Origin of the sequence: Salinisphaera sp. G21_0 (assembly GCF_017744115.1) — a bacterium.
Lineage (GTDB): Bacteria > Pseudomonadota > Gammaproteobacteria > Pseudomonadales > Endozoicomonadaceae > Endozoicomonas.
This window is the reverse complement of record NZ_JAGHQW010000050.1, coordinates 1-23,057: the sequence shown is the minus strand read 5'-3', so window position 1 is coordinate 23,057 and position 23,057 is coordinate 1. Positions and strand designations below refer to the sequence as shown.

The following is a 23,057-nucleotide window of genomic DNA, read 5'->3' as shown; positions in this document are numbered from 1 at the left end:
AAATATAATTATGGATAGAAGTTCTGCCGGTATCAGTGGTCAATACGCAAGATCAGATAATGATTATAACCGACCAGGTGGCCATGCTACTTCTTCCAGGCGTGGTCGATACAGACATAGCACGGTCAGGCAGTGGGATGATACCCCACGCACAAACCCGGGGCGTAATAAATTTTACCGTTCTGCTGACACACGCCATTCTCAACATCTACAGCGCCGTTCAGTAAACCCTGCTCAAGATTTTAACGCGCTCATCAAACCAGAAATAATGGATGATCTGGTGCGTAAATCGGACCGTTTCGGTCATCGCTATGATGGGAGAAATCACGGCCTGTATGCCAATTCAATTAAACAATACACATCCGCTGCGAAAAGACCGTTAAATCGAGCGGAACAAAGCCAGCTGATAGGTCTGCTGGAAAATTTTACCATAACACGGCGTTGGGACTGGCGAAGCCTGACGACAACACTCCATTCATTGACTTCTGCAGGTGTTTTTACCCCTCATAACCCCATGGATGAGCGTGTCAAGCTTACTCAAGCTGCCTTATTGTCAACGCTACTTGATGCAATAATATTCAAGTGCAACCAAAAACCTCAAGCCAGGGACATTGATGCCCGGGGAATAGCCAACCTGCTGTGGGCCATGGCGAAACTGGCGGACAACGGGCAGGAGCAGACACCGGAATTCAACGAGACCGTGGCCGCGCTGTTGCCCCACGTGAACGTACAGAAAGCTCACTTTAAACCACAGGAAGTCACCAACCTGCTGTGGGCCATGGCGAAACTGGTGGACAACGGGCTGGAGCGGACACCTGGGCTCAAAGATGCTGTGGCCGCCCTGCTGCCCCTCCTGAACGCACAGAAAAACCAACTTAACGCCCAGGGTATTGCCAACCTGCTGTGGGCCATGGCGAAACTGGTGGACAACGGGCTGGAGCGGACACCAGGGCTCAACGAGGCCGTGGTCACCCTGTTGCCCCTCGTGAACGCACAGAAAAACCAATTTATTCCTCAACATATTGCCAATCTGCTGTGGGCCATGGCGAAACTGGTGGACAACCGGCTGGAGCGGACACCAGGGCTCAACGAGGCCGTGGCCGCGCTGTTGCCACAAGCGAACCCAGAGAAAGCTGACTTTAAACCACAGGAAATCGCCAACCTGCTGTGGGCCATGGCGAAACTGGTGGACAACGGGCAGGAGCAGACGCCAGAGCTCAACGAGGCCGTCGCCGCCCTATTGCCCCTCGTGAACGTACAAACAACTAACTTTAAACCCCAGGGTATCGTCAACCTGCTGTGGGCCATGGCGAAACTGGTGGACAACGGGCCACAGTGGACGCCAGGGTTTAACGAAACCATGGCCGCGCTGTTGCCCCAAATGAGCACACAGAAAGCCAACTTTACACCACAGGGTATCGCTAACCTGCTGTGGGCCATGGCGAAACTGGTGGACAACGGGCAGGAGCACACACCAGAACTCAAAGAGGCTGTGGCCGTGTTGTTGCCCCACGTAAACGTACAGAAAGACCAATTTGTTCCTCAGGGTATCGCCAACCTGCTGTGGGCCATGGCAAAAATGGTAGACAACGGACAGGAGCGCACACCAGGACTCAAAGAGGCCGTGGCCGCACTGTTGCCCCATGTGAACGCTCAGAAAGACCAATTTAATGCCCGGGATATCGCCAACCTGCTGTGGGCCATGGCGAAACTGGTGGAAAGCGGGCTGGAGCAAACACCAGAGCTCAAAGATGCTGTGGCCGCACTGTTGCCCCACGTGAACGCACCCAAAGACCAAGTTATTCCTCAGCATATCGCCAACCTGCTTTGGGCCATGGCGAAACTGGTGGGCAACGGGCTGGAGCGGACGTCAGGCCTCAACGAGGCCGTGGCGGCGTTGTTGCCCCACATTAATGCACAGAAAGCTCACTTTAAACCACAGGAAATCGCCAACCTGCTGTGGGCCATGGCGAAACTGGTGGACCGCGGGCAGGAGCGAACACCAGAGCTCAAAGAAGCAGTGACCGCGCTGTTGTGCCAAATGAACGCAAAGAAAGCCAACTTTAAACCTCAGGAAATCACCAACCTGCTGTGGGCCATGGTGAAATTGGTGGACAACGGGCAAGAGCAGACACCAGAGCTCAACAAGGCCGTGGCCGGGCTGTTGCCCCACGTGAACGCACAGAAAGCCCAATTTAATGCCCAGGACATCGCCAACCTGCTGTGGGCCATGGCAAAACTGGTGGACAGCGGGCAGGAGAAGATACCGGGGCTCATGGAGGCCGCGGCCGCGCTGTTGCCCCACGTGAACGCACAGAAAACTAACTTTACACCACAGGCAATCGCCAACCTGCTGTGGGCTATGGCGAAACTGGTGGATAAAGGGCAGGAGCAGACACCAGGGCTCAACGAGGTTGTGATCTCGCTGTTGCCCCGCGTGAACGCACAGAAAGATCAATTTACTGCCCAGGGTATTGCCAACCTGCTGTGGGGCACGTCCAAACTGGGTGAACTTGTTGAGCAGAACCTGGTTACCTCTACGTTCAAATCGCTTCTCTATCGAATCAGTAAGAACCTTCAGTTTTCTCAGAAAGAGATATCGATGTCTCTCTGGGGAGTAATGGTATGCTGTGCCAGGTTGTTTCTGGACTCCAATACCAATAAAAATAACCTATTTGAAAAACACATGGATGACCTGTTCATTCGTCTGGAAAATACATCGCCAGATAATGGAGAGGATCAATCCATCCTTGCCATGGCTGCAAGTTGGCTTGGCAGAACCTGTTCGGTCGTCCGCCATTACCAGACAACCATTTCAAAAAACCAGGTCGACTTCCGTGACCAACTCAAATCATCTATTCCAGCTTTGACGATCGAAGAGGAAAAGAGTCTGAACTCATTACCTCCGGTTGACCTGTTTCTGCCCGATCACAACATGGTGATTGAAGTTCAGGGACCGCGTCATTACGTAGGTGGTGATTTCAAAACCAGGAATGGTTCGACTCTTCTGAAAATCGCACTGTTGCAAAAAGCAGGATTTGAGGTTATTGAAATCCCGACTAACCAGCTTTTAAACAAAGATTTAATGAAATCATATATTGATCAAATAAAGATCAGGGTAGGCATCCCGCCACAGGGTCATGGCTCTGTATCAATTAAAAGAGGGTGGGCAGGTGCTCCATACGTTACTGCCGAAGAACATTTAGCAGAGCAAACCAACCCGGCAAAGAGGAAGAAAACAAACAGTCAGTAATCGCCTGCCTCCCATCATGACTCAAGTAAACTTTTCCGCACAATGAACTTCTGAGCAGAACAGCAGTCTGCTTTTTATATTTTCATGAATTAATGAAATATAATTATGGACAGAAGCTCTGCCGGTATCAGTGGTCAATACCCAAGATCAGATAACGGTTACAACCACCCGAATGGCCATGCCCCTTCTGCAAGGCGTGGGCGATATAGGCATGCCACAGTCAGACAGCAGGATACTCACCCCCGCTCTACCCCGGGATGTAATGAATTTCACCCTTCTTCTGGCACACACCCTTCGCAATATTTAATGCACCGTTCAGTCAACTCTGCTCAAGATTTTAATGCCCTCATCAAACCAGAAATAATGGCTGGTCTGGTGAGGAAATCGGAACGTTTCGGTCATCGCTATGATGGGAGAGATCACGGTCTATATGCCAGTTCACTTAAAAAATACACGTCAGCTGCTAAAAGGCCGTTAAATCGAGCAGAACAAAGCCAGCTGATGCGTTTGTTGCAAAATTTCGCAGCAACACGGAGCTGGAATTGGCGAAGCCTGACGACAACACTTCATTCATTGACTTCAGCGGGTGTTTTTACTCTTCATAAACCCATGGATGCGCGAGTTAAACTTACTCAGACTAACTTATTGTCAACGCTATTTGATTCAATAATATTTAACTGCAAGCAAAAACCTCCACCCAGGGATATTGATGCCCAGGGTGTCGCCAACCTGCTGTGGGCCATGGCGAAACTGGTGGACAGCGGGCAGGAGCGTACACCAGAGCTCAAAGAGGCCGTGGCCGTGTTGTTGCCCCATGTGAACGCACAGAAAAAACAATTTATCCCTCAGGGAATCGCCAACCTGCTGTGGGCCATGGCGAAACTGGTGGACAATGGGCAGGAGCGGACGCCAGAGCTCAACGAGGCCGTGGCTGCGCTGTTGCCCCATGTGAACGCACAGCAAAACCAATTTATTCCTCAGCATATCGCCAACCTGCTGTGGGCCATGGCGAAACTGGTGGACAACGGGCAGGAGCCGACACCAGGGCTCAAAGCGGCATTGGCCGCGCTGTTGCCCCATGTGAACACACAGCAAAACCAATTTATTCCTCAGCAGATCGCCAATCTGCTGTGGGCCATGGCGAAACTGGTGGACAACGGGCAGGAGCGGACACCAGAACTCAAAGAGACCGTAGCCGCGCTGTTACCCCGCGTGAACGCACAGAAAGACCAGTTTAATGCCCTGGCTATTGCCAACCTGCTGTGGGCCATGGCGAAACTGGTGGACAACGGGCAGAAGCCAACACCAGAGCTCAAAAGGGCCCTGGCCGCGTTGCTGTCCCACGTGAATGCACAGAAAGCTCACTTTCAACCACAGGGTATCGCCAACCTGCTGTGGGCCATGGCGAAACTGGTGGACTACGGGCAGGAGCAGACACCAGGGCTCAAAGCGGCAGTGGCCGCGCTGTTGCCCCATGTGAACGCACAGCAAAACCAATTTATTCCTCAGCAAATCGCCAACCTGCTGTGGGCCATGGCGAAACTGGTGGACAACGGGCAGGAGCGTACACCAGAACTCAAAGAGACCGTAGCCGCGCTGTTACCTCGCGTGAACGCACAGAAAGACCAGTTTGATGCCCTGGCTATTGCCAACCTGCTGTGGACCATGGCGAAACTTGTGGACAACGGGCAGGAGCAAACACCAGAGCTCAAAAGGGCCCTGGCCGCGCTGTTGTCCCACGTGAACGCACAGAAAGCTCACTTTAAACCACAGGGTATCGCCAACCTGCTGTGGGCCATGGCGAAACTGATGGACAAAGGGCTGGAGCGGACACCAGGTCTTAACGAGGCCGTGGCCGTGCTGTTGCCCCAGGTGAACGCACAGAAAGACCAGTTTATTCCTCAGCATATCGCCAACCTGCTGTGGGCCATGGCGAAACTGGTGGACAAAGGGCTGAAGAAAACACCAAAGCTCAAAGATGCTGTGGCTGCGCTGTTGCCCCACGTAAATGCACAGAAAGACCAATTTATTCCCCAGCATATCACCAACCTGCTGTGGGCCATGGCAAAGCTGGTGGACAACAGGTACGAGCAGACACCGGAGCTCAACGAAGCGATGACTGCGCTGTTGACCTGCGTGAACGGACAGAAAGACCAGTTTAATGCCCTGGCTATTGCCAACCTGCTTTGGGCCATGGCGAAACTGGTGGACAACGGGCAGGAGCAGTTACCAGGGCTCAACGAGGCTGTGGTCGTGCTGTTGTCCCTCGTGAATGCACAGAAAGACCAATTTAATGCCCAGGGCATTGCCAACCTGCTGTGGGCCACGGCCAAGCTGGGTGAACTCGTTGAACTGAACGTGGCTATCTCTGTATTCGAATCGCTTGTCTATCGAATCCGTAAGAACCTGCAGTTTTCTCAGGAAGAGATATCGATGTCTCTCTGGGGAGTCATGGTATGCTGTGCCAGGTTGGCTCTAGACTCCAATGCCAATAAAAATAACGTGCTTGAAAAGCACATGGATGACCTGTTGACTCGCCTGGAAAATACCTCGCCAGATAATGATGAGGATCAATCCATCATGATCATGGCTGCAAGTTGGCTTGGCAGAGCGTGTCCGGTCGTCCGCCATTACCAGAAAGCCATTTCAAAAACCCAGGCCGACTTCCGCTATCAACTCCAATCATGCATTCCATCTTTGAGGATTGAAGAAGAAAAGAGCCTGAACGCATTACCTCCGGTTGACCTGCTGCTGCCAGATCACAACATGGTGATTGAAGTTCAGGGCCCCTTTCATTACGTGGGTGGTGATTTCAACACCAGGAATGGTTCGACTCTGCTGAAAATCGCACTGCTGCAAAAAGCAGGATTTGAGGTCATTGAAATCCCGGCTAATCAGCTTTTGAACAACGATTTAATGAAACCCTATATTGATCAAATAAAGACCAGGATAGGCATCCCCCCACAGGCGCATGGCTCTGTATCATTTAATAGAGGGTGGGCAGATGCTGCATGCGTGGCTGGTGAAGAACATTTAGAAGAGCAAACCAGTCCAACAAAAAAGAAGAAGAAGAAGAGAAGAAGAAAACAAGCAGCCAGTAATCGCCTTCCTCCCATCATGACTCAAGTAAACTTTTCCGCACAATGAACTTCTGAACAGAACAGCAGTCTGCTTTTTATATTTTCATGAATTAATGAAATATAATTATGGATAGAAGTTCTGCTGGTATCAGTGATCAATACACAAGATCAGATAACGGTTGCAACCAGCCGAATGGCCATGCCCCTTCTTCAAGGCGTGGGCGACACAGACATGCCACAGTCAGGCAGCGGGATAGTCACACCCGCTTTACCCCGGAATGTAATAAATTTCACCATTCTTCTGGCACACGCCCTTCTCAATTTTTAATGCACCGTTCAGTAATCTCTGCTCAAGATTTTAATGCCCTCATCAAACCAGAAGTAATAGCTGGTCTGGTGAGGAAATCGGATCGTTTCGGTCATCGCTATGATGGGAGAAATCACGGGCAATATGCCAGTTCAATTAAAACATACACGTCAGCTGCTAAAAGACCGTTAAATCAAACAGAACAAAGCCAGCTGATGCGTTTGCTGCAAAATTTTACCGCAACACGGACCTGGAATTGGCGAAGCCTGACGACAACACTGCACTCATTTACTTCAGCAGGCGTTTTTACCCTTCATAAACCCATGGATGAGCGTGTTCAGCTCACTCAAGCTGCCTTATTATCGACGCTACTGGATGCAATAATATTCAAGTGCAACCAAAAACCTGAAGCCAGTGATATTAGTGCTCAGGGTATCGCTAACCAGCTGTGGGCCATGGCGAAACTGGTGGACAACGGGCAGGAGCAGACAGAAGAGTTCAAAGAGGCTGTGGCCGCGTTGTTGCCCCACGTAAACGTACAGAAAGACCAATTTGTTCCTCAGGCTATTGCCAACCTGGTGTGGGCCATGGCGAAAATGGTAGACAACGGACAGGAACACACACCAGAACTCAAAGAGACCGTAGCCGCACTGTTACCCCGCGTGACCGCACAGAAAGCCCAGTTTAGTGCCCAGGGTATCGCCAACCTACTGTGGGCCATGGCGAAACTGGTGGACAACGGGCTGGAGCGGACACCAGAGCTCAAAAAGGCCGTGGCCGTGTTGTTGCCCCATGTGAACGCACAGAAAAAACAATTTATTCCTCAGGGAATCGCCAACCTGCTGTGGGCCATAGCGAAACTGTTGGACATCGGCCAGAAGCGGACACCAGGGCTCAACGAAGCCGTGGCCGCCCTGTTGCCCGAAGTGAACGCACAGAAAGAGCAATTTATTCCTCAGGGAATCGCCAACCTGCTGTGGGCCATGGCAAAACTGGTGGACAACAGGCAGGAGCAGACACCAGAGCTCAACGAGGCCGTGGCCACGCTGTTGCCCCGTGTAAAGGCACAGAAAGACCAGTTTATGCCTCAGAATATCGCCAACCTGTTGTGGGCCCTGGCGAAACTGGTGGACAACGGGCAGGAGTCGACACCAGAGCTCAACGAGGCCGTGGCCGTGCTGTTGCCCCAAGTGAACGCACAGAAAGACCAGTTTATTCCTCAGCATATCGCCAACCTGCTGTGGGCCCTGGCGAAACTGGTGGACAACGGGCAGGAGCAGACACCAGGGCTCAAAGAGTCCGTGGCCACCCTATTGCCCCGTATAAAGGCACAGAAAGCGAACTTTACACCACAGGAAAACGTCAACTTGCTGTGGGCCATGGCGAAACTGTTGGACAACGGGCACGAGCAGACACCAGAATTCAAAGAGGCCATGGCCGCGCTGTTGCCTTGCGTGAACGCTCAGAAAGGCCAATTTAATGCCCAGGGTATCCCCAACCTGCTGTGGGCCATGGCGAAACTGGTGATCAACGGCCAGGAGAGTACACTTGGGCTCAACAAAACGTTGGCCGTGCTGTTGCCCCATGTGAGCGCACAGAAATACCACTTAAATGCCCAGGGTATCGCCATTCTGCTGTGGGCCATGGCGAAACTGGTGGACAATGGCCAGGAGCTGACACCGAGGCTCAATGAGGCCCTGGGAGCGCTGTTGCCCCTCGTGAACGTAAAGAAAGACCAATTTATTCCTCAGCATATCGCCAACCTGCTGTGGGCCATGGCAAAACTGATTGACAACGGTCAGGAGTGGACACCAGAGCTCAACGAGGCTGTCGCCGCGCTATTGCCCTACGTGCACTTACAGAAAGCTAACTTTAAACCACAGGAAATCGCCAACCTGCTATGGGCCACGGCGAAACTGGTGGACAGCGGGCAGGAGAAGATACCAGGGCTCATGGAGGCCGCAGCCGCGCTGTTGCCCCACGTGAACGCACAGAAAGCTCACTTTACACCACAGGCAATCACCAACCTGCTGTGGGTCATGGCAAAACTGGTGAACAGCGGGCAGGAGCTGACACCAGAGCTCAAAGAAGTCGTGTCCGCGCTGTTGCGCCACGTGAACGCACAGGAAGCTCACTTTACACCACAGGAAATCACCAACCTGCTGTGGGCCATGGCGAAACTGGTGGATAACGGGCAGGAGCTGACCGCAGGGCTCAAAGAGGCTGTGGCCGTGTTGTTGCCCCACGTAAACGTACAGAAAGATCAATTTGTTCCTCAGGCTATCGCCAACCTGCTGTGGGCCATGGCGAAACTGGTGGACAACGGGCACAAGCAGACACCAGAGTTCAACGAAGCGGTGGCTGCGCTGTTGACCTGCGTAATCGTACAAAAAGCTAACTTTAAACCACAGGAAATCACCAACCTGCTGTGGGCCATGGCGAAACTGGTGGACAACGGGCAGGAACAGACACCAGGGCTCAACGAGGCTGTGGTCGCGCTGTTGCCCCTCGTGAACGCACAGAAAGACCAATTTAATGCCCAGGGTATTGCCAACCTGCTGTGGGCCACGGCCAAACTGGGTGAACTCGTTGAACTGAACGTGGCTACCTCTACGTTCGAATCGCTTGTCTATCGAATCCGTAAGAACCTTCAGTTTTCTCAGGAAGAGATATCGATGTCTCTCTGGGGAGTCATGGTATGCTGTGCCAGGTTGGCTCTAGACTCCAATGCCAATAAAAATAACGTGCTTGAAAAGCATATGGATGACCTGTTGACTCGCCTGGAAAATACCTCGCCAGATAATAAAGAGGATCGATCCATCATGATCATGGCCGCAAGTTGGCTTGGCAGAACGTGTCCGGTCGTCCGCCATTACCACAAAGCCATTTCAAAAACCCAGGCCGACTTCCGCTATCAACTCCAATCATGCATTCCATCTTTGCGGATTGAAGAAGAAAAGAGCCTGAACTCATTACCTCCGGTTGACCTGCTTCTGCCAGATCACAACATGGTGATTGAAGTTCAGGGACCGTCTCATTACGTGGGTGGTGATTTCAACACCAGGAATGGTTCGACTTTGCTGAAAATCGCACTGTTGCAAAAAGCAGGATTTGAGGTCATTGAAATCCCGGCTAATCAGCTTTTGAACAACGATTTAATGAAACCCTATATTGATCAAATAAAGACCAGGATAGGCATCCCCCCACAGGCGCATGGCTCTGTATCATTTAATAGAGGGTGGGCAGATGCTGCATACGTGACTGGTGAAGAACATTTAGAAGAACAAACCAATCCAGCAAAAAAGAAGAAGAAGAGAAGAAGAAAAAGAACAGCCAGTAATCGCCTTCCTCCCATCATGACTCAAGTAAACTTTTCCGTAAAATGAACTTCTGAGCAGAACAGCAGTCTGCATTTTATATTTTCATGAATTAATGAAATATAATTATGGATAAAAATTCTGCTGGTATCAGTGGTCAATACACAAGATCAAAAAACAGTTGCAACCAACCGAATGGCCATACCCCTTCTTCAGGGCGTGGGCGATACAGACATGCCACAGTCAGACAATGGGAAACCCTTCCCCGCACTGCACCGGGTCGCAATGAATTTTATCAGTCTTCTGGCACACGCTCTTATCAACATCTACAGTGCCGTTCAGTAAACTCTGCTCAAGATTTTAATGCCCTCATCAAACAGGAAATAATGGATGATCTGGTGAGTAAATCGAATCGTTTCGGTCATCGCTATGATGGGAGAAATCACGGGCACTATGCCAGTTCAATTAAAAAATACACGTTAGCTGTTCAAAGACCGTTAAATCGAACAGAACAAAGCCAGCTGATGCATTTGCTGCAAAATTTCACAGCAACCCGGAGCTGGAATTGGCGAAGCCTGACGACAACATTTCATTCATTTACTTCAGCGGGTGTTTTTACCCTTCATAAACCCATGGATGGGCATGTTAAGCTCACTCAAGCTGCCTTATTGTCAACGCTACTTGATGCAATAATATTTAACTGCAACCAAAAACCTGAAGCCAGGGATATTGATGCCCCGGGAATCGCCAACCTGCTGTGGGCCATGGCGAAACTGGTGGACAACGGGCCGGAGCGGATACCAGAGTTCAAAGAGGCCGTGGCCGTGTTGTTGCCCCATGTGAACGCACAGAAAAAACAATTTATTCCTCAGGGAATCGCCAACCTGCTATGGGCCATGGCAAAACTGGTGGACAACGGACAGGAGCGGACACCAGGGCTCAACGAGGCCGTGGCCGCCTTGTTGCCCCAGGTGATCGCTCAGAAAGCTGACTTTACACCACAAGAAATCGCCAACCTGCTATGGGCCATGGCAAAACTGGTAGACAACGGGCAGGAGCGGACACCAGGGCTCAACGAGGCCGTGGCCGCCTTGTTGCCCCAAGTGATCGCTCAGAAAACTAACTTTACACAACAGGGTATCACCAACCTCCTATGGGCCATGGCAAAACTGGTGGACAACGGGCAGGAACGGACGCCAGAGCTCAACGAGGCCGTTGCCTCGCTGTTGCACCACGTGAACACACAGAAAGACCAATTTATTCCTCAGCATATCGCCAACCTGCTGTGGGCCATGGCGAAACTGGTGGATAACGGGCAGGAGCAGACGCCAGAACTCAACGAGGCTGTGGTTGCGCTGTTGCCCTGGGTGAACGCACAGAAAGCGCACTTTAAACCACAGGAAATGACCAACCTGCTGTGGGCCATGGCGAAACTGGTGGATAACGGGCAGGAGCGGATACCAGAGCTCAACGAGGCCGTGGCCGTGTTGTTGCCCCATGTGAACGCACAGAAAGAACAATTTATTCCTCAGGGAATCGCCAACCTGCTGTGGGCCATGGCGAAACTGGTGGACAACGGGCAGGAGCGGACGCCAGAGCTCAACGAGGCCGTTGCCTCGCTGTTGCACCACGTGAACACACAGAAAGACCAATTTATTCCTCAGCATATCGCCAACCTGCTGTGGGCCATGGCGAAACTGGTGAACAACGGGCAGGAGTGGACACCAGAGTTCAACAAGGCCGTGGCCGTGCTGTTGCCCCACGTGAACGCACAGAAAGCTAACTTTAAACCTCAGGAAATCGCCAACCTGCTGTGGGCCATGGCGAAACTGGTGGACAACGGGCAGGAGCCGACACCAGAGCTCAAAAGGGCCTTGGCCGCGCTGTTGCCCCACGTGAACGCACAGAAAGACCAATTTATTCCTCAGCATATCGCCAACCTGCTATGGACCATGGCGAAACTGGTGGAAAATACGCAGCAGCAGACACCAGGGCTCAACGAGGCAGTGGCCGCCCTGCTGCCTCTCGTGAACGCGCAGAAAGACCAATTTATTCCTCAGCATATCGCCAACCTGCTGTGGGCCATGGCGAAACTGGTGGACAACGGGCAGGAGCAGACACCAGGGCTCAAAATGGCTGTGGCCGTGCTGTTGCCCCTCGTGAGCGCACAGAAAGACCAATTTAAGGCCCAGGGCATCGCCAACCTGCTGTGGGCCCTGGCAAAACTGGTGGACAACGGGCAGGCACAGACACCAGAACTCAAAGAGACCGTGGCCGCGCTGTTGCCCCACGTGAACGCACAGAAAGCTCACTTTAAACCACAGGGTATCGCTAACCTGCTGTGGGCCATGGCGAAACTGGTGGACAGCGGGCAGAAGCAGACACCAGAACTCAAAGAGGCCGTGGCCGCGCTGTTGCCCCACGTGAACGCACAGAAAGACCAATTTTTTCCTCAGCAAACTGCCAACCTGCTGTGGGCCATGGCGAAACTGGTGGACAAAGGGCTGGAGAAAACACCAGAGCTCAACGAGGCCGTGGCTGCCCTGTTGCCCCACGTAAATGCACAGAAAGAACAATTTATTCCCCAGCATATCACCAACCTGCTGTGGGCCATGGCAAAACTTGTGGGCAACGGGTACGAACAGACACCAGTGTTCAACGAAGCGGTGGCTGCGCTGTTGACCTGCGTGAGCGGACAGAAAGACCAATTTAATGCCCAGGGTATTGCCAACCTGCTGTGGGCCACGGCCAAACTGGGTGAACTCATTGAGCTGAACCTGGCTACCTCTACGTTCGAATCGCTTGTCTATCGAATCAGTGAGAAGCTTCAGTTTTCTCAGGAAGAGATATCGATGTCTCTCTGGGGAGTCATGGTATGCTGTGCCAGGTTGTCTCTAGACTCCAATGCCAATAAAAATAACGTGCTTGAAAAACACATGGACGACCTGTTTACCCGTCTGGAAAATACATTCCTGCACAATGAAGAGGATCAACGCACCATTGTCCTGGCCGCAAGTTGGCTTGGCAGAGCGTGTCCAGTCGTCCCCCATTACCAGACAACCATTTCAAATACCCAAGCCGACTTCCGCGATCAACTCCAATCATCTATTCCATCTTTGAAGATTGAAGAAGAAAAGAGTCTGAACTCATTACCTCCGGTTGACCTGCTGCTGACAGATCACAACATGGTTCTTGAAGTTCAGGGACCGGGTCATTACGTAGGTGGTGATTTCAAAACCAGGAATGGTTCGACTCTGCTGAAAATTGCACTGTTGCAAAAATCAGGATTTGAGGTCATTGAAATTCCGGTTAACAGGCTCTTGAGTCAGGATTTAATGAAACCATACATTGATCAAATAAAGACCAGAATAGGCATTCCGCCACAGGAGCATGGCTCTGTATCACTTAAAAGAGGTTGGGCAGGTGCTGCATACGTGACTGCCGAAGAACATTTAGAAGAAAAAACCAACCCGGCAAAGAGGAAGAAAACAAGCAGCCAGTAATCGCCTTCTTCCCATCATGACTCAAGTAAACTTTTCCGCACAATGAACTTCTGAACTGAACAGCAGTCTGCTTTTTATATTTTCATGAATTAATGAAATATAATTATGGACAGAAGCTCTGCCGGTATCAGTGGTCAATACGCAAGATCCGATAATGATTATAACCGACCAGGTGGCCATGCTACTTCTTCAAGGCGTGGACGATACAGACATGCCACGGTCAGGCAGTGGGATAATACCCCACGCACAAACCCGGGGCGTAATAAATTTTACCGTTCTTCTGACGCACGCCCTTCTCAACATCTACAGCGCCGTTCAGTAAACCCTGCTCAAGATTTTAGCGCGCTCATCAAACCAGAAATAATGGATGATCTGGTGCGTAAATCGAACCGTTTCGGTCATCGCTATGATGGGAGAAATCACGGCCTGTATGCCAATTCAATTAAACAATACACATCCGCTGCGAAAAGACCGTTAAATCGAGCAGAACAAAGCCAGCTGATGCGTTTGCTGCAAAATTTCGCAGCAACACGGAGCTGGAATTGGCGAAGCCTGACGACAACACTTCACTCATTGACTTCAGCGGGCGTTTTTACCCTTCATAAACCCATGGATGAGCAAGTTAAACTTACTCAGACTACCTTATTGTCAACACTTCTTGATGCAATAATATTCAAGTGCAACCAAAAACCTCCAGCCAGGGATATTGATGCTCAGGGTGTCGCCAACCTGTTGTGGGCCATGGCGAAACTGTTGGACAATGGGCAGGAGCGTACACCAGAGCTCAAAGAAGCCGTGGCCGTGTTGTTGCCCCATGTGAACGCACAGGAAAAACAATTTATTCCTCAGGGAATCGCCAACCTGCTGTGGGCCATGGCCAAACTGGTGGACATCGGGCAGGAGCGGACGCCAGAGTTCAAGGAGGCCGTGGCTTCGCTGTTGCCCCATGTGAACGCACAGAAAGACCAATTCAATACCCTGAGTATTGCCAACCTGCTGTGGGCCATCGCGAAACTGTCGGACAACGGCCAGAAGTGGGTACCAGAGTTCAATGAGGCCGTAGCCGTGCTGCTGCACCACGTGAACGTACAAAAAGCAAACTTTAAACCACTGGGTATCGCCAACCTGCTGTGGGCCATAGCGAAACTGGTCGACAACCGCCAGGAGTGGACACCAGGGCTCAACGAGGCCGTGGCCGCCCTGTTGCCCCACGTAAACGCACAGAAAGACCAATTTATTCCTCAGGGTATCGCTAACCTGCTGTGGGCCCTGGCGAAACTGGTGGACAACGGGCAGGAGCAGACAACAGAACTCAAAGAGGCTGTGTCTGCGCTGTTGACACACGTAAACAAACAAAAAGCTTGCTCTAAACCACAGGAAATCGCCAGCCTGATATGGGCCATGGCGAAACTGGTGGACAACGGGCTGGAGCCGACACCAGAGCTCAACGAGGCCGTGGCCGTGCTGTTGCCCCAGGTGAACGCACAGAAAGATCAGTTTATTCCTCAGCATATCGCCAATCTGCTGTGGGCCATGGCGAAACTGGTGGACAACGGGCAGGAGCCGACACCAGAGCTCAACGAGGCCATGACCGTGCTGTTGCCCCAAGTGAACGCAAAGAAAGACCAGTTTATTCCTCAGCATATCGCCAATCTGCTGTGGGCCATGGCGAAACTGCTGGACAACGGGCAAGAGCAGATACCTGGTCTCAACGAGGCCGTGGCCCCGTTGTTGCCCCGGGTGAACGCACAGAAAGCTAACTTTAAACCACAGGAAATCGCCAACCTGCTGTGGGCCACAGCGAAACTGGGTGAGCTCGTTGAGCTGGACGAGCTTACCTCTATGTTCGAATCGCTTGTCTACCTGATCAGTGAAAACCCTCAGATCTGTCAGCAAGAGCTATCGATGTCTCTCTGGGGCCTAATGACATGCGGTGCCAGGTTGTCTCTGGTCCCCAATGCTAATAAAAATAACGTGCTTGAAAAGCACATGAAGGACCTGTTTACTGGCCTGGAAAATCTCCCCCCGGACAATGAAAAGGATCAACGCGTCATTGCCATGGCCGCCAGTTGGCTTGGCAGACCGTTTCCGTTCGTCCCCCATTACCAGGCGACCATTTCGGAACCTCAAACTTTCTTCCGCGATCAACTCCAATCATGCATTCCCTCTTTGAAGATTGAAGAAGAAAAGAGTTTGAACTTATTACCTCCGGTTGACCTGTTTCTGCCAGATCACAACATTGCGATTGAAATTCAGGGACCATTTCATTACGTGAATGGTGATTTCAAAACCAGGAATGGTTCGACTCTGCTGAAAATCGCACTGCTGAAAAAATCAGGATTTGAGGTCATTGAAATCCCGGTCAACATGCTTTGGAATCAGGACTTAATGAAACCCTATATTGATCAAATAAAGACCAGGATAGGCATCCCCCCACAGGAGCATGGCTCTGTATCATTTAATAGAGGGTGGGCAGATGCTGCATGCGTGGCTGGTGAAGAACATTTAGAAGAGCAAACCAGTCCAGCAAAAAAGAAGAAGAAGAGAAGAAGAAAACAAGCAGCCAGTAATCGCCTTCCTCCCATCATGACTCAAGTAAACTTTTTTGCAAAATGAACTTCTGAGCAGAACAGCGGTCTGCTTTTTATATTTTCATGAATTAATGAAATATAATTATGGATAGAAGTTCTGCTGGTATCAGTGATCAATACACAAGACAAGATAACGGTTACAACCAACCGATTGGCCACGCCCCTTCTTCAGGGCGTGGGCGGTATAGGCATGCCACAGTCAGACAGTGGGATAGTCACCCCCGCTCTACCCCGGGATGTAATGAATTTCACCATTCTTCTGGCACACGCCCTTCTCAATATTTAATTCACCGTTCAGTCAACTCTGCTCAAGATTTTAATGCCCTCATCAAACAGGAAATAATGGATGATCTGGTGAGTAAATCGGAACGTTTCGGTCATCGCTATGATGGGAGAAATCACGGTCGGTATGCCAGTTCAATTAAAAAATACTCATCAGCTGCTAAAAGACCGTTAAATCGAGCGGAACAAAGCCAGCTGATGGGTTTGCTGGAAAATTTTGCAGCAACACGGAGCTGGAATTGGCGAAGCCTGACGACAACACTTCACTCATTTACTTCAGCGGGTGTTTTTACCCCTCATCAACCCATGGATGAGCGTGTTAAGAGTACTCAAGCTGCCTTATTGTCAACGCTACTGGATGTAATAAGATTCAAGTGCAACCAAAAACCTCCAGCCTGGGATATTGATGCCCTGGGAATCACCAACCTGCTGTGGGCCATGGCAAAACTACTGGACAACGGGCTGGGGCTTACTCCAGAGTTCAAAGAGGCCGTGGTTGCGCTGTTGCCCCACGTGAACGCACAGAAAGCTCACTTTCAACCACAGGACGTCACCAACCTGGTGTGGGCCATGGCAAAACTGCTGGACAACGGCCAGAAGCATACAGCAGAGTTCGAAGAGGCTGTGGCCGCTCTGTTGCACCTCGTCAACGCACAGAAAGACCAATTTAATGCCCAGGCCATCGCCAACCTGCTATGGGCCATGGCGAAACTGGTGGACAACGGCCAGGAGCAGACACCAGATCTCAAAAAGGCCGTGGCCGCGCTGTTGCCCAGCGTGAACGCACGGAAAGACCAATTTATTCCTCAGGCTATCGCCAACCTGCTATGGGCCACGGCCAAACTGGTGGACAACGGCCAGGAGCAGACATCAGATCTCAAAGAGGCCGTGGCCGCGCTATTGCCCAGCGTGAACGCACAGAAAGACCAATTTATTCCTCAGGCTATCGCCAACCTGCTGTGGGCCATGGCAAAACTGGTGGACAACGGGCAGGAGCAGACACCAGAGTTCAACGAGGCCGTGGCCGCGCTGCTGGCCAATGTGAAAACCAAAGCCGAATCAAAAGAAGAGAAAGGCCACTTTATTCCTCAGCACATCACCAACCTGCTGTGGGCCATGGCGAAAATGGTGGACAACGGGCAGGTGCACACACCAGAGCTTAAAGAGGCCGTGGCCGCGCTGTTGCCCCACGTGAACGCACAGAAAGACCGATTTAATGCCCAGGCCATCGTCAACCTGCTATGGGCCATGGCGAAACTGGTGGACATCGGGCAGGAGCATACACCAGAGCTCAAAGTGGCCGTGGCCGCGCTGTTGCCCCACGTGAACGAACAAAAAGACCCATTTAATCACCAGGGTATCGCCAACCTGCTCTGGGCCATGGCGAAACTGGTGGACAACGGGTACAAACAGACACCAGAGCTCAAAAAGGCTGTGGCCGCGCTGTTGCACTGCGTGAACGAACAGAAAGACCCATTTAATCACCAGGGTATCGCCAACCTGCTCTGGGCCATGGCGAAACTGGTGGACAACGGGTACAAACAGACACCAGAGTTCGACGAAACGGTGATTGCGCTGTTGCACCACGTGAACGTACAAGAAGCTAACTTTAAACCACAGGAAATCGCCAACCTGCTGTGGGCCTTGGCGAAACTGGTGGACAACGGGCAGAAACGGACGCCAAAGATCGAAGCGACCGTGGCCGCATTGTTGCCCCTCGTGAACAAACAGAAAGCTAACTTTAAACCACAGGAAATCGCCAACCTGCTGTGGGCCATGGCAAAACTGGGGGACAACGGGTACGGACAGACACCAAAGTTCAACGAAACAGTGGCTACGCTGTTGCCCCATGTGAACAAACAAAAAGCTGACTTTAAACCACAGGAAATCGCCAACCTGCTGTGGGCCATGACAAAACTGGTTAACAGCGGGCTGAAGCGAACACCGGAGTTCAAAGATGCTGTGCCCGCGTTGTTGCCCCAGGTGAAAGCACAAAAAGACCAATTTATTCCCCAGCATATCACCAGCCTGCTGTGGGTTGTGGCAAAACTGGTGGACAACAAGCAGGATTGGACACCAGGTCTCAAAGAGACCGTGACCGTACTGTTGCCCCTCGTGAACACACAGAAAAAACAATTTAATACCCAGGGTATCGCCAACCTGCTGTGGGCCATGGCGAAACTGGCGGACAACGTGCAGGATAAGATACCGGGGCTCATGGAGGCCGTTACCGTGCTGTTGCCCCACGTGAACGCACAGAAAGCTGACTTTACACCCCAGGCAATCACCAACCTTCTGTGGGCTATGGCGAAACTGGTGGACAAAGCACAGGAGCACACACCAAAGCTCAACGAGGCTGTGGTCGCGCTGTTGCCTTTCGTGATCAAACAAAAAGCTAACTTTAAATCACAGGAAATCGCTAACCTGCTGTGGGCCATGGCAAAACTGGGTGAACTCGTTAAGCTGAACGAGGCTACCTCTGTGTTCGAATCGCTCGTCGGTCGAATCAGTAAGAACCTTCAGTTTTCTCCGGAAGGGATATCGATGTCTCTCTGGGGCGTAACGGTATGCTGTGCCAGGTTGTCTCTGGTCTCCAATGCCAATAAAAATAACGTGCTTGAAAAGAAAATGGGTGACCTGTTGACTCGCCTGGAAAATACATCACCGGATAATGAAAAGGATCAAACCACCATTGCCATGGCCGCCAGTTGGCTTGGCAAAGCGTGTCCGGTCGTCCCCCACTACCAGACAGACACTTCAAAAACCCAGGCCGACTTCCGCGATCAACTCCAATCATGTATCCCCTCTTTGAAGATTGAAGAAGAAAAGAGTCTGAACTCATTACCTCCGGTTGACCTGCTACTGCCAGATCACAACATAGTGATTGAAGTCCAGGGCCCCTCTCATTACGTGGGTGGTGATTTCAACACCAGGAATGGTTCGACTCTGCTGAAAATCGCACTGCTGCAAAAAGCAGGATTTGAGGTCATTGAAATCCCGACTAACCAGCTTTTGAACAACGATTTAATGAAACCATACATTGATCAAATAAAGACCAGGACAGGCATCCCGCCACAGGGTCATGACTCTGTATCACTTAAAAGAGGTTGGACAGATGCTGCATACGTGACTGCCGAAGAACATCTAGCAGAGCAAACCAACCCGGCAAAGAGGAAGAAAACAGGCAGCCAGTAATCGCCTTCCTCCCATCATGACTCAAGTAAACTTTTCTGCAAAATGAACTTCTGGGAAGAACAGCAGTCTGCTTTTTATATTTTCATTAATTAATGAAATATAATTATGGATAGACGTTCTGCTGGTATCAGTGGTCAATACGCAAGATCAGGTAACGGTTACAACCAACCGAATGGCCATGTCCCTTCTTCAGGGCGTGGGCAATATAGACATGCCACAGTCAGACAATGGGATAGCCACCCCCGCTCTACCCTGGAATGTAATGAATTTCACCATTCTTCCGGCACACGCCCTTCTCAATATTTAATTCACCGTTCAGTCAACTCTGCTCAAGATTTTAATGTCCTCATCAAACCAGTAATAATGGATGATCTGGTGAGTAAATCGCATCGTTTTGGTCATCGCTATGATGGGAGAGATCACGGCCTATATGCCAGTTCAGTTAAAAAATACACGTTAGCGGCTAAAAGACCGTTAAATCGAGGGGAACAAAGCCAGCTGATGGGTTTGCTGCAAAATTTCACAGCAACCCGGAGCTGGAATTGGCGAAGCCTGACGACAACAATGCACTCATTGACTTCAGCGGGTGTGTTTACCCTTCATAAACCCATGGATGCGCGAGTTAAGCGTACTCAAGCGGCCTTATTGTCAACGCTACTTGATGCAATAATATTTAACTGCAACCAAAAACATCCAGCCAGGGATATTGCCCCCCAGGCTGTCGCCAATCTTCTGTGGGCCATGGCAAAACTGGTGAACAACGGGCAGGAACGAACACCAGAGTTCAACGAGGCCGTGGCCGCCTTGTTGCCCCACGTGAACGCACAAAAAGCTCACTTTAAACCACAGGAAATCGCCAACCTGCTGTGGGCCATGGCGAAACTGGTGGACAACAAGCAGGAGCAAACACCAGAGTTCAACGAGGCCGTGGCTGCGCTGTTGCCCCACGTGAACGCACAGAAAGACCAATTTATTCCTCAGCATATCGCCAACCTGCTGTGGGCCATGGCGAAACTGGTGGACAACAAGCAGGAACAGACACCAGAGTTCAATGAGGCCGTGGCTGCGCTGTTGCCCCACGTGAACGCACAGAAAGACCAGTTTATTCCTCAGCATATCGCCAACCTGCTGTGGGCCATGGCGAAACTGGTGGACAACGGTCAGGAGCGGACACCAGAACTCAAAGAGACCGTAGCCGCGCTGTTACCCCGCGTGAACGCACAGAAAGCCCAGTTTAAAGTCCAGGGTATCGCCAACCTACTGTGGGCCATGGCGAAACTGGTGGACAATGGGCAGAAGCAGACACCTGAGCTCAACGAGACAGTAGCCGCGCTGTTGCCCCACGTGAACGCACAGAATGACCAGTTTAGTCCCCAGCATATCGCCAACCTGCTGTGGGCCATGGCGAAACTGGTGGACAACGGGCAGGAGCGGACACCAGAGCTCAACGAGGCCGTGGCCGCGCTGCTGCCCTACGTGAACGCACAGAAAGACCAATTTACTGCCCAGGGGATCACCAACCTGCTTTGGGCCATAGCGAAACTGGTGGACAACGGGCAGGAGCAAACACCAGTACTCAAAGAGACTGTGGCCGCGCTGTTGCCCCAGGTAAACGCACAGAAAGCTCACTTTAAACCACAGGCTATCACCAACCTGCTGTGGGCCATGGCGAAACTGGTGGACGACGGGCAGTTGCAAACAACAGAGTTCCAAGAGCCCGTGGTCGTGCTGTTACCCTACGTGAACGCACAGAAAGCCAATTTTAACCCACAGGAAATCGCCAACCTGCTGTGGGCCATGGCGAAACTGGTGGATAACGGGCTGGAGCGGTCACCAGGGCTCAAAAAGACCGTGGCCGCGCTGTTGCCCCACGTGAACGCACAGAAAGACCAATTTAATGCCCAGGAAATCGCCAACCTGCTGTGGGCCATGGCGAAACTGGTGGATAACGGGCTGGAGCGGACACCAGGGCTCAAAAAGAACGTGGCCGCGCTGTTGTCCCAAGTGAACGCACAGAAAGCTCACCTTAAACCACAGGAAATCGCCAACCTGCTGTGGGCCATGGCGAAACTGGTGGACAACGGGCAGGACAGGAAACCAGAACTCAAAGAGGCTCTGGTCGCGCTGTTGCCCCACGTGATTGCACAGAAAGCTAACTTTAAACCACAGGAAATCGCTAACCTGCTGTGGGCCATGGCGAAACTGGTGGACAGCAGGCAGGAGTGGTCACCAGCGTTCAAAGGGGCTGTGGCCACACTGTTGCCCCACATGTACGCACAAAAAGCTCACTTTAAGCCACAGGAAATCGCCAACCTGCTGTGGGCCATGGCGAAACTGGTGGACAGCAGGCAGGAGTGGTCACCAGCGCTCAAAGGGGCTGTGGCCGCACTGTTGCCCCACGTGTACGCACAAAAAGCTCACTTTAAGCCACAGGAAATCGCCAACCTGCTGTGGGCCATGGCGAAACTGGTGGACAACGGGCAGGTGCAGACGCCAGAGTTCAACGAGGCCGTGGCTGCGCTGTTGCCCCACGTGAACGCACAGAAAGCTAATTTTAAACCACAGGAAATTGCCAACCTGCTGTGGGCCACTGCGAAACTGGGTGAGCTCGTTGAGCTGAACATGGTTACATCCACATTTGAATCGCTTGTCTACCTAATCAGTGAAAACCCTCAGCTCTCTCAGCAAGATATATTGATGTCTCTCTGGGGAGTCATGGTATGGTGCGCCAGGTTGTCTCTGGTTCCCAATGCCAATAAAAATAACGTGCTTGAAAAGCACATGGATGACCTGTTTACTCGCCTGGAAAATACATCCCCAGAAAATGCAGAGGTTCAATCCATCATTGCCATGGCCGCAAGTTGGCTTGGGAGAGCGTGTCCGGTGGTCCCCCATTACCAGACCACCATTTCAAAAACCCAAGCCGACTTCCGTGATCAACTCCAATCATCTATTCCATCTTTGAAGATTGAAGAAGAAAAGAGTCTGAACTCATTACCTCCGGTTGACCTGCTACTGCCAGATCACAACATGGTGATTGAAGTTCAGGGCCCCTATCATTACGTAGGTGGTGATTTCAACACCAGGAATAGTTCGACTCTGCTGAAAATCGCACTGCTTCAAAAAGCAGGATTTGAGGTCATTGAAATCCCGGCTAACCAGCTTTTGAGCAACGATTTAATGAAACCCTATATTGATCAAATAAAGACCAGGACAGGCATCCCGCCACAGGGTCATGGCTCTGTACCACTTAAAAGAAGGCGGGCAGGTGCTGCATACGTGACTGGCGAAGAACATTTAGTAGAGCAAAGCAACCTGGCAAAGAGGAAGAAAACAAGTAGCCAGTAATCGCCTTCCTCCCATCATGACTCAAGTAAACTTTGCCGCACAATGAACTTCTGGGCAGAACAGCAGTCTGCTTTTTATATTTTCATGAATTAATGAAATATAATTATGGATAGAAGTTCTACTGGTATCAGTGATCAATACACAAGATCTGATAACGGTTACAACCAGCCGAATGGCCATA

The 23,057-nt window shown here is 51.3% G+C and carries 7 protein-coding genes; all 7 read left to right on the top strand.

The features are described from left to right. Positions 1-10 precede the first annotated feature (10 nt). Entirely contained in the window at positions 11-3,253 is a 3,243-nt protein-coding gene (locus J7439_RS19775; RefSeq protein ID WP_209203676.1) for an RAP domain-containing protein, read from the top strand. A 105-nt stretch (positions 3,254-3,358) separates the two neighbouring features. Beyond that, on the top strand, positions 3,359-6,400 hold the full coding sequence (locus J7439_RS19770) for an RAP domain-containing protein (protein ID WP_209203675.1): 3,042 nt from the start codon (positions 3,359-3,361) through the stop codon (positions 6,398-6,400). A 59-nt stretch (positions 6,401-6,459) separates the two neighbouring features. Beyond that, positions 6,460-10,026 (top strand): RAP domain-containing protein, encoded by a 3,567-nt coding sequence (locus tag J7439_RS19765; protein WP_209203674.1) that lies wholly within the window; start codon positions 6,460-6,462, stop codon positions 10,024-10,026. A gap of 59 nt (positions 10,027-10,085) precedes the next feature. Continuing rightward, positions 10,086-13,460 (top strand): DUF1601 domain-containing protein, encoded by a 3,375-nt coding sequence (locus J7439_RS19760; RefSeq protein WP_209203673.1) that lies wholly within the window; start codon positions 10,086-10,088, stop codon positions 13,458-13,460. Positions 13,461-13,565: 105 nt separating this feature from the next. Further along, positions 13,566-16,076 carry an RAP domain-containing protein gene (locus J7439_RS19755; RefSeq protein WP_209203672.1) on the top strand — a complete coding sequence of 837 codons (2,511 nt, stop codon included), beginning with the start codon at positions 13,566-13,568 and terminating at the stop codon, positions 16,074-16,076. Between the two features lie 59 nt (positions 16,077-16,135). Beyond that, positions 16,136-19,528 (top strand): RAP domain-containing protein, encoded by a 3,393-nt coding sequence (locus J7439_RS19750; protein WP_209203671.1) that lies wholly within the window; start codon positions 16,136-16,138, stop codon positions 19,526-19,528. 105 nt (positions 19,529-19,633) lie between these two features. After that, the gene (locus tag J7439_RS19745; RefSeq protein ID WP_209203670.1) at positions 19,634-22,876 is read left to right on the top strand and encodes an RAP domain-containing protein; all 3,243 of its coding nucleotides are present in this window, start codon (positions 19,634-19,636) and stop codon (positions 22,874-22,876) included. Positions 22,877-23,057 lie beyond the last annotated feature (181 nt).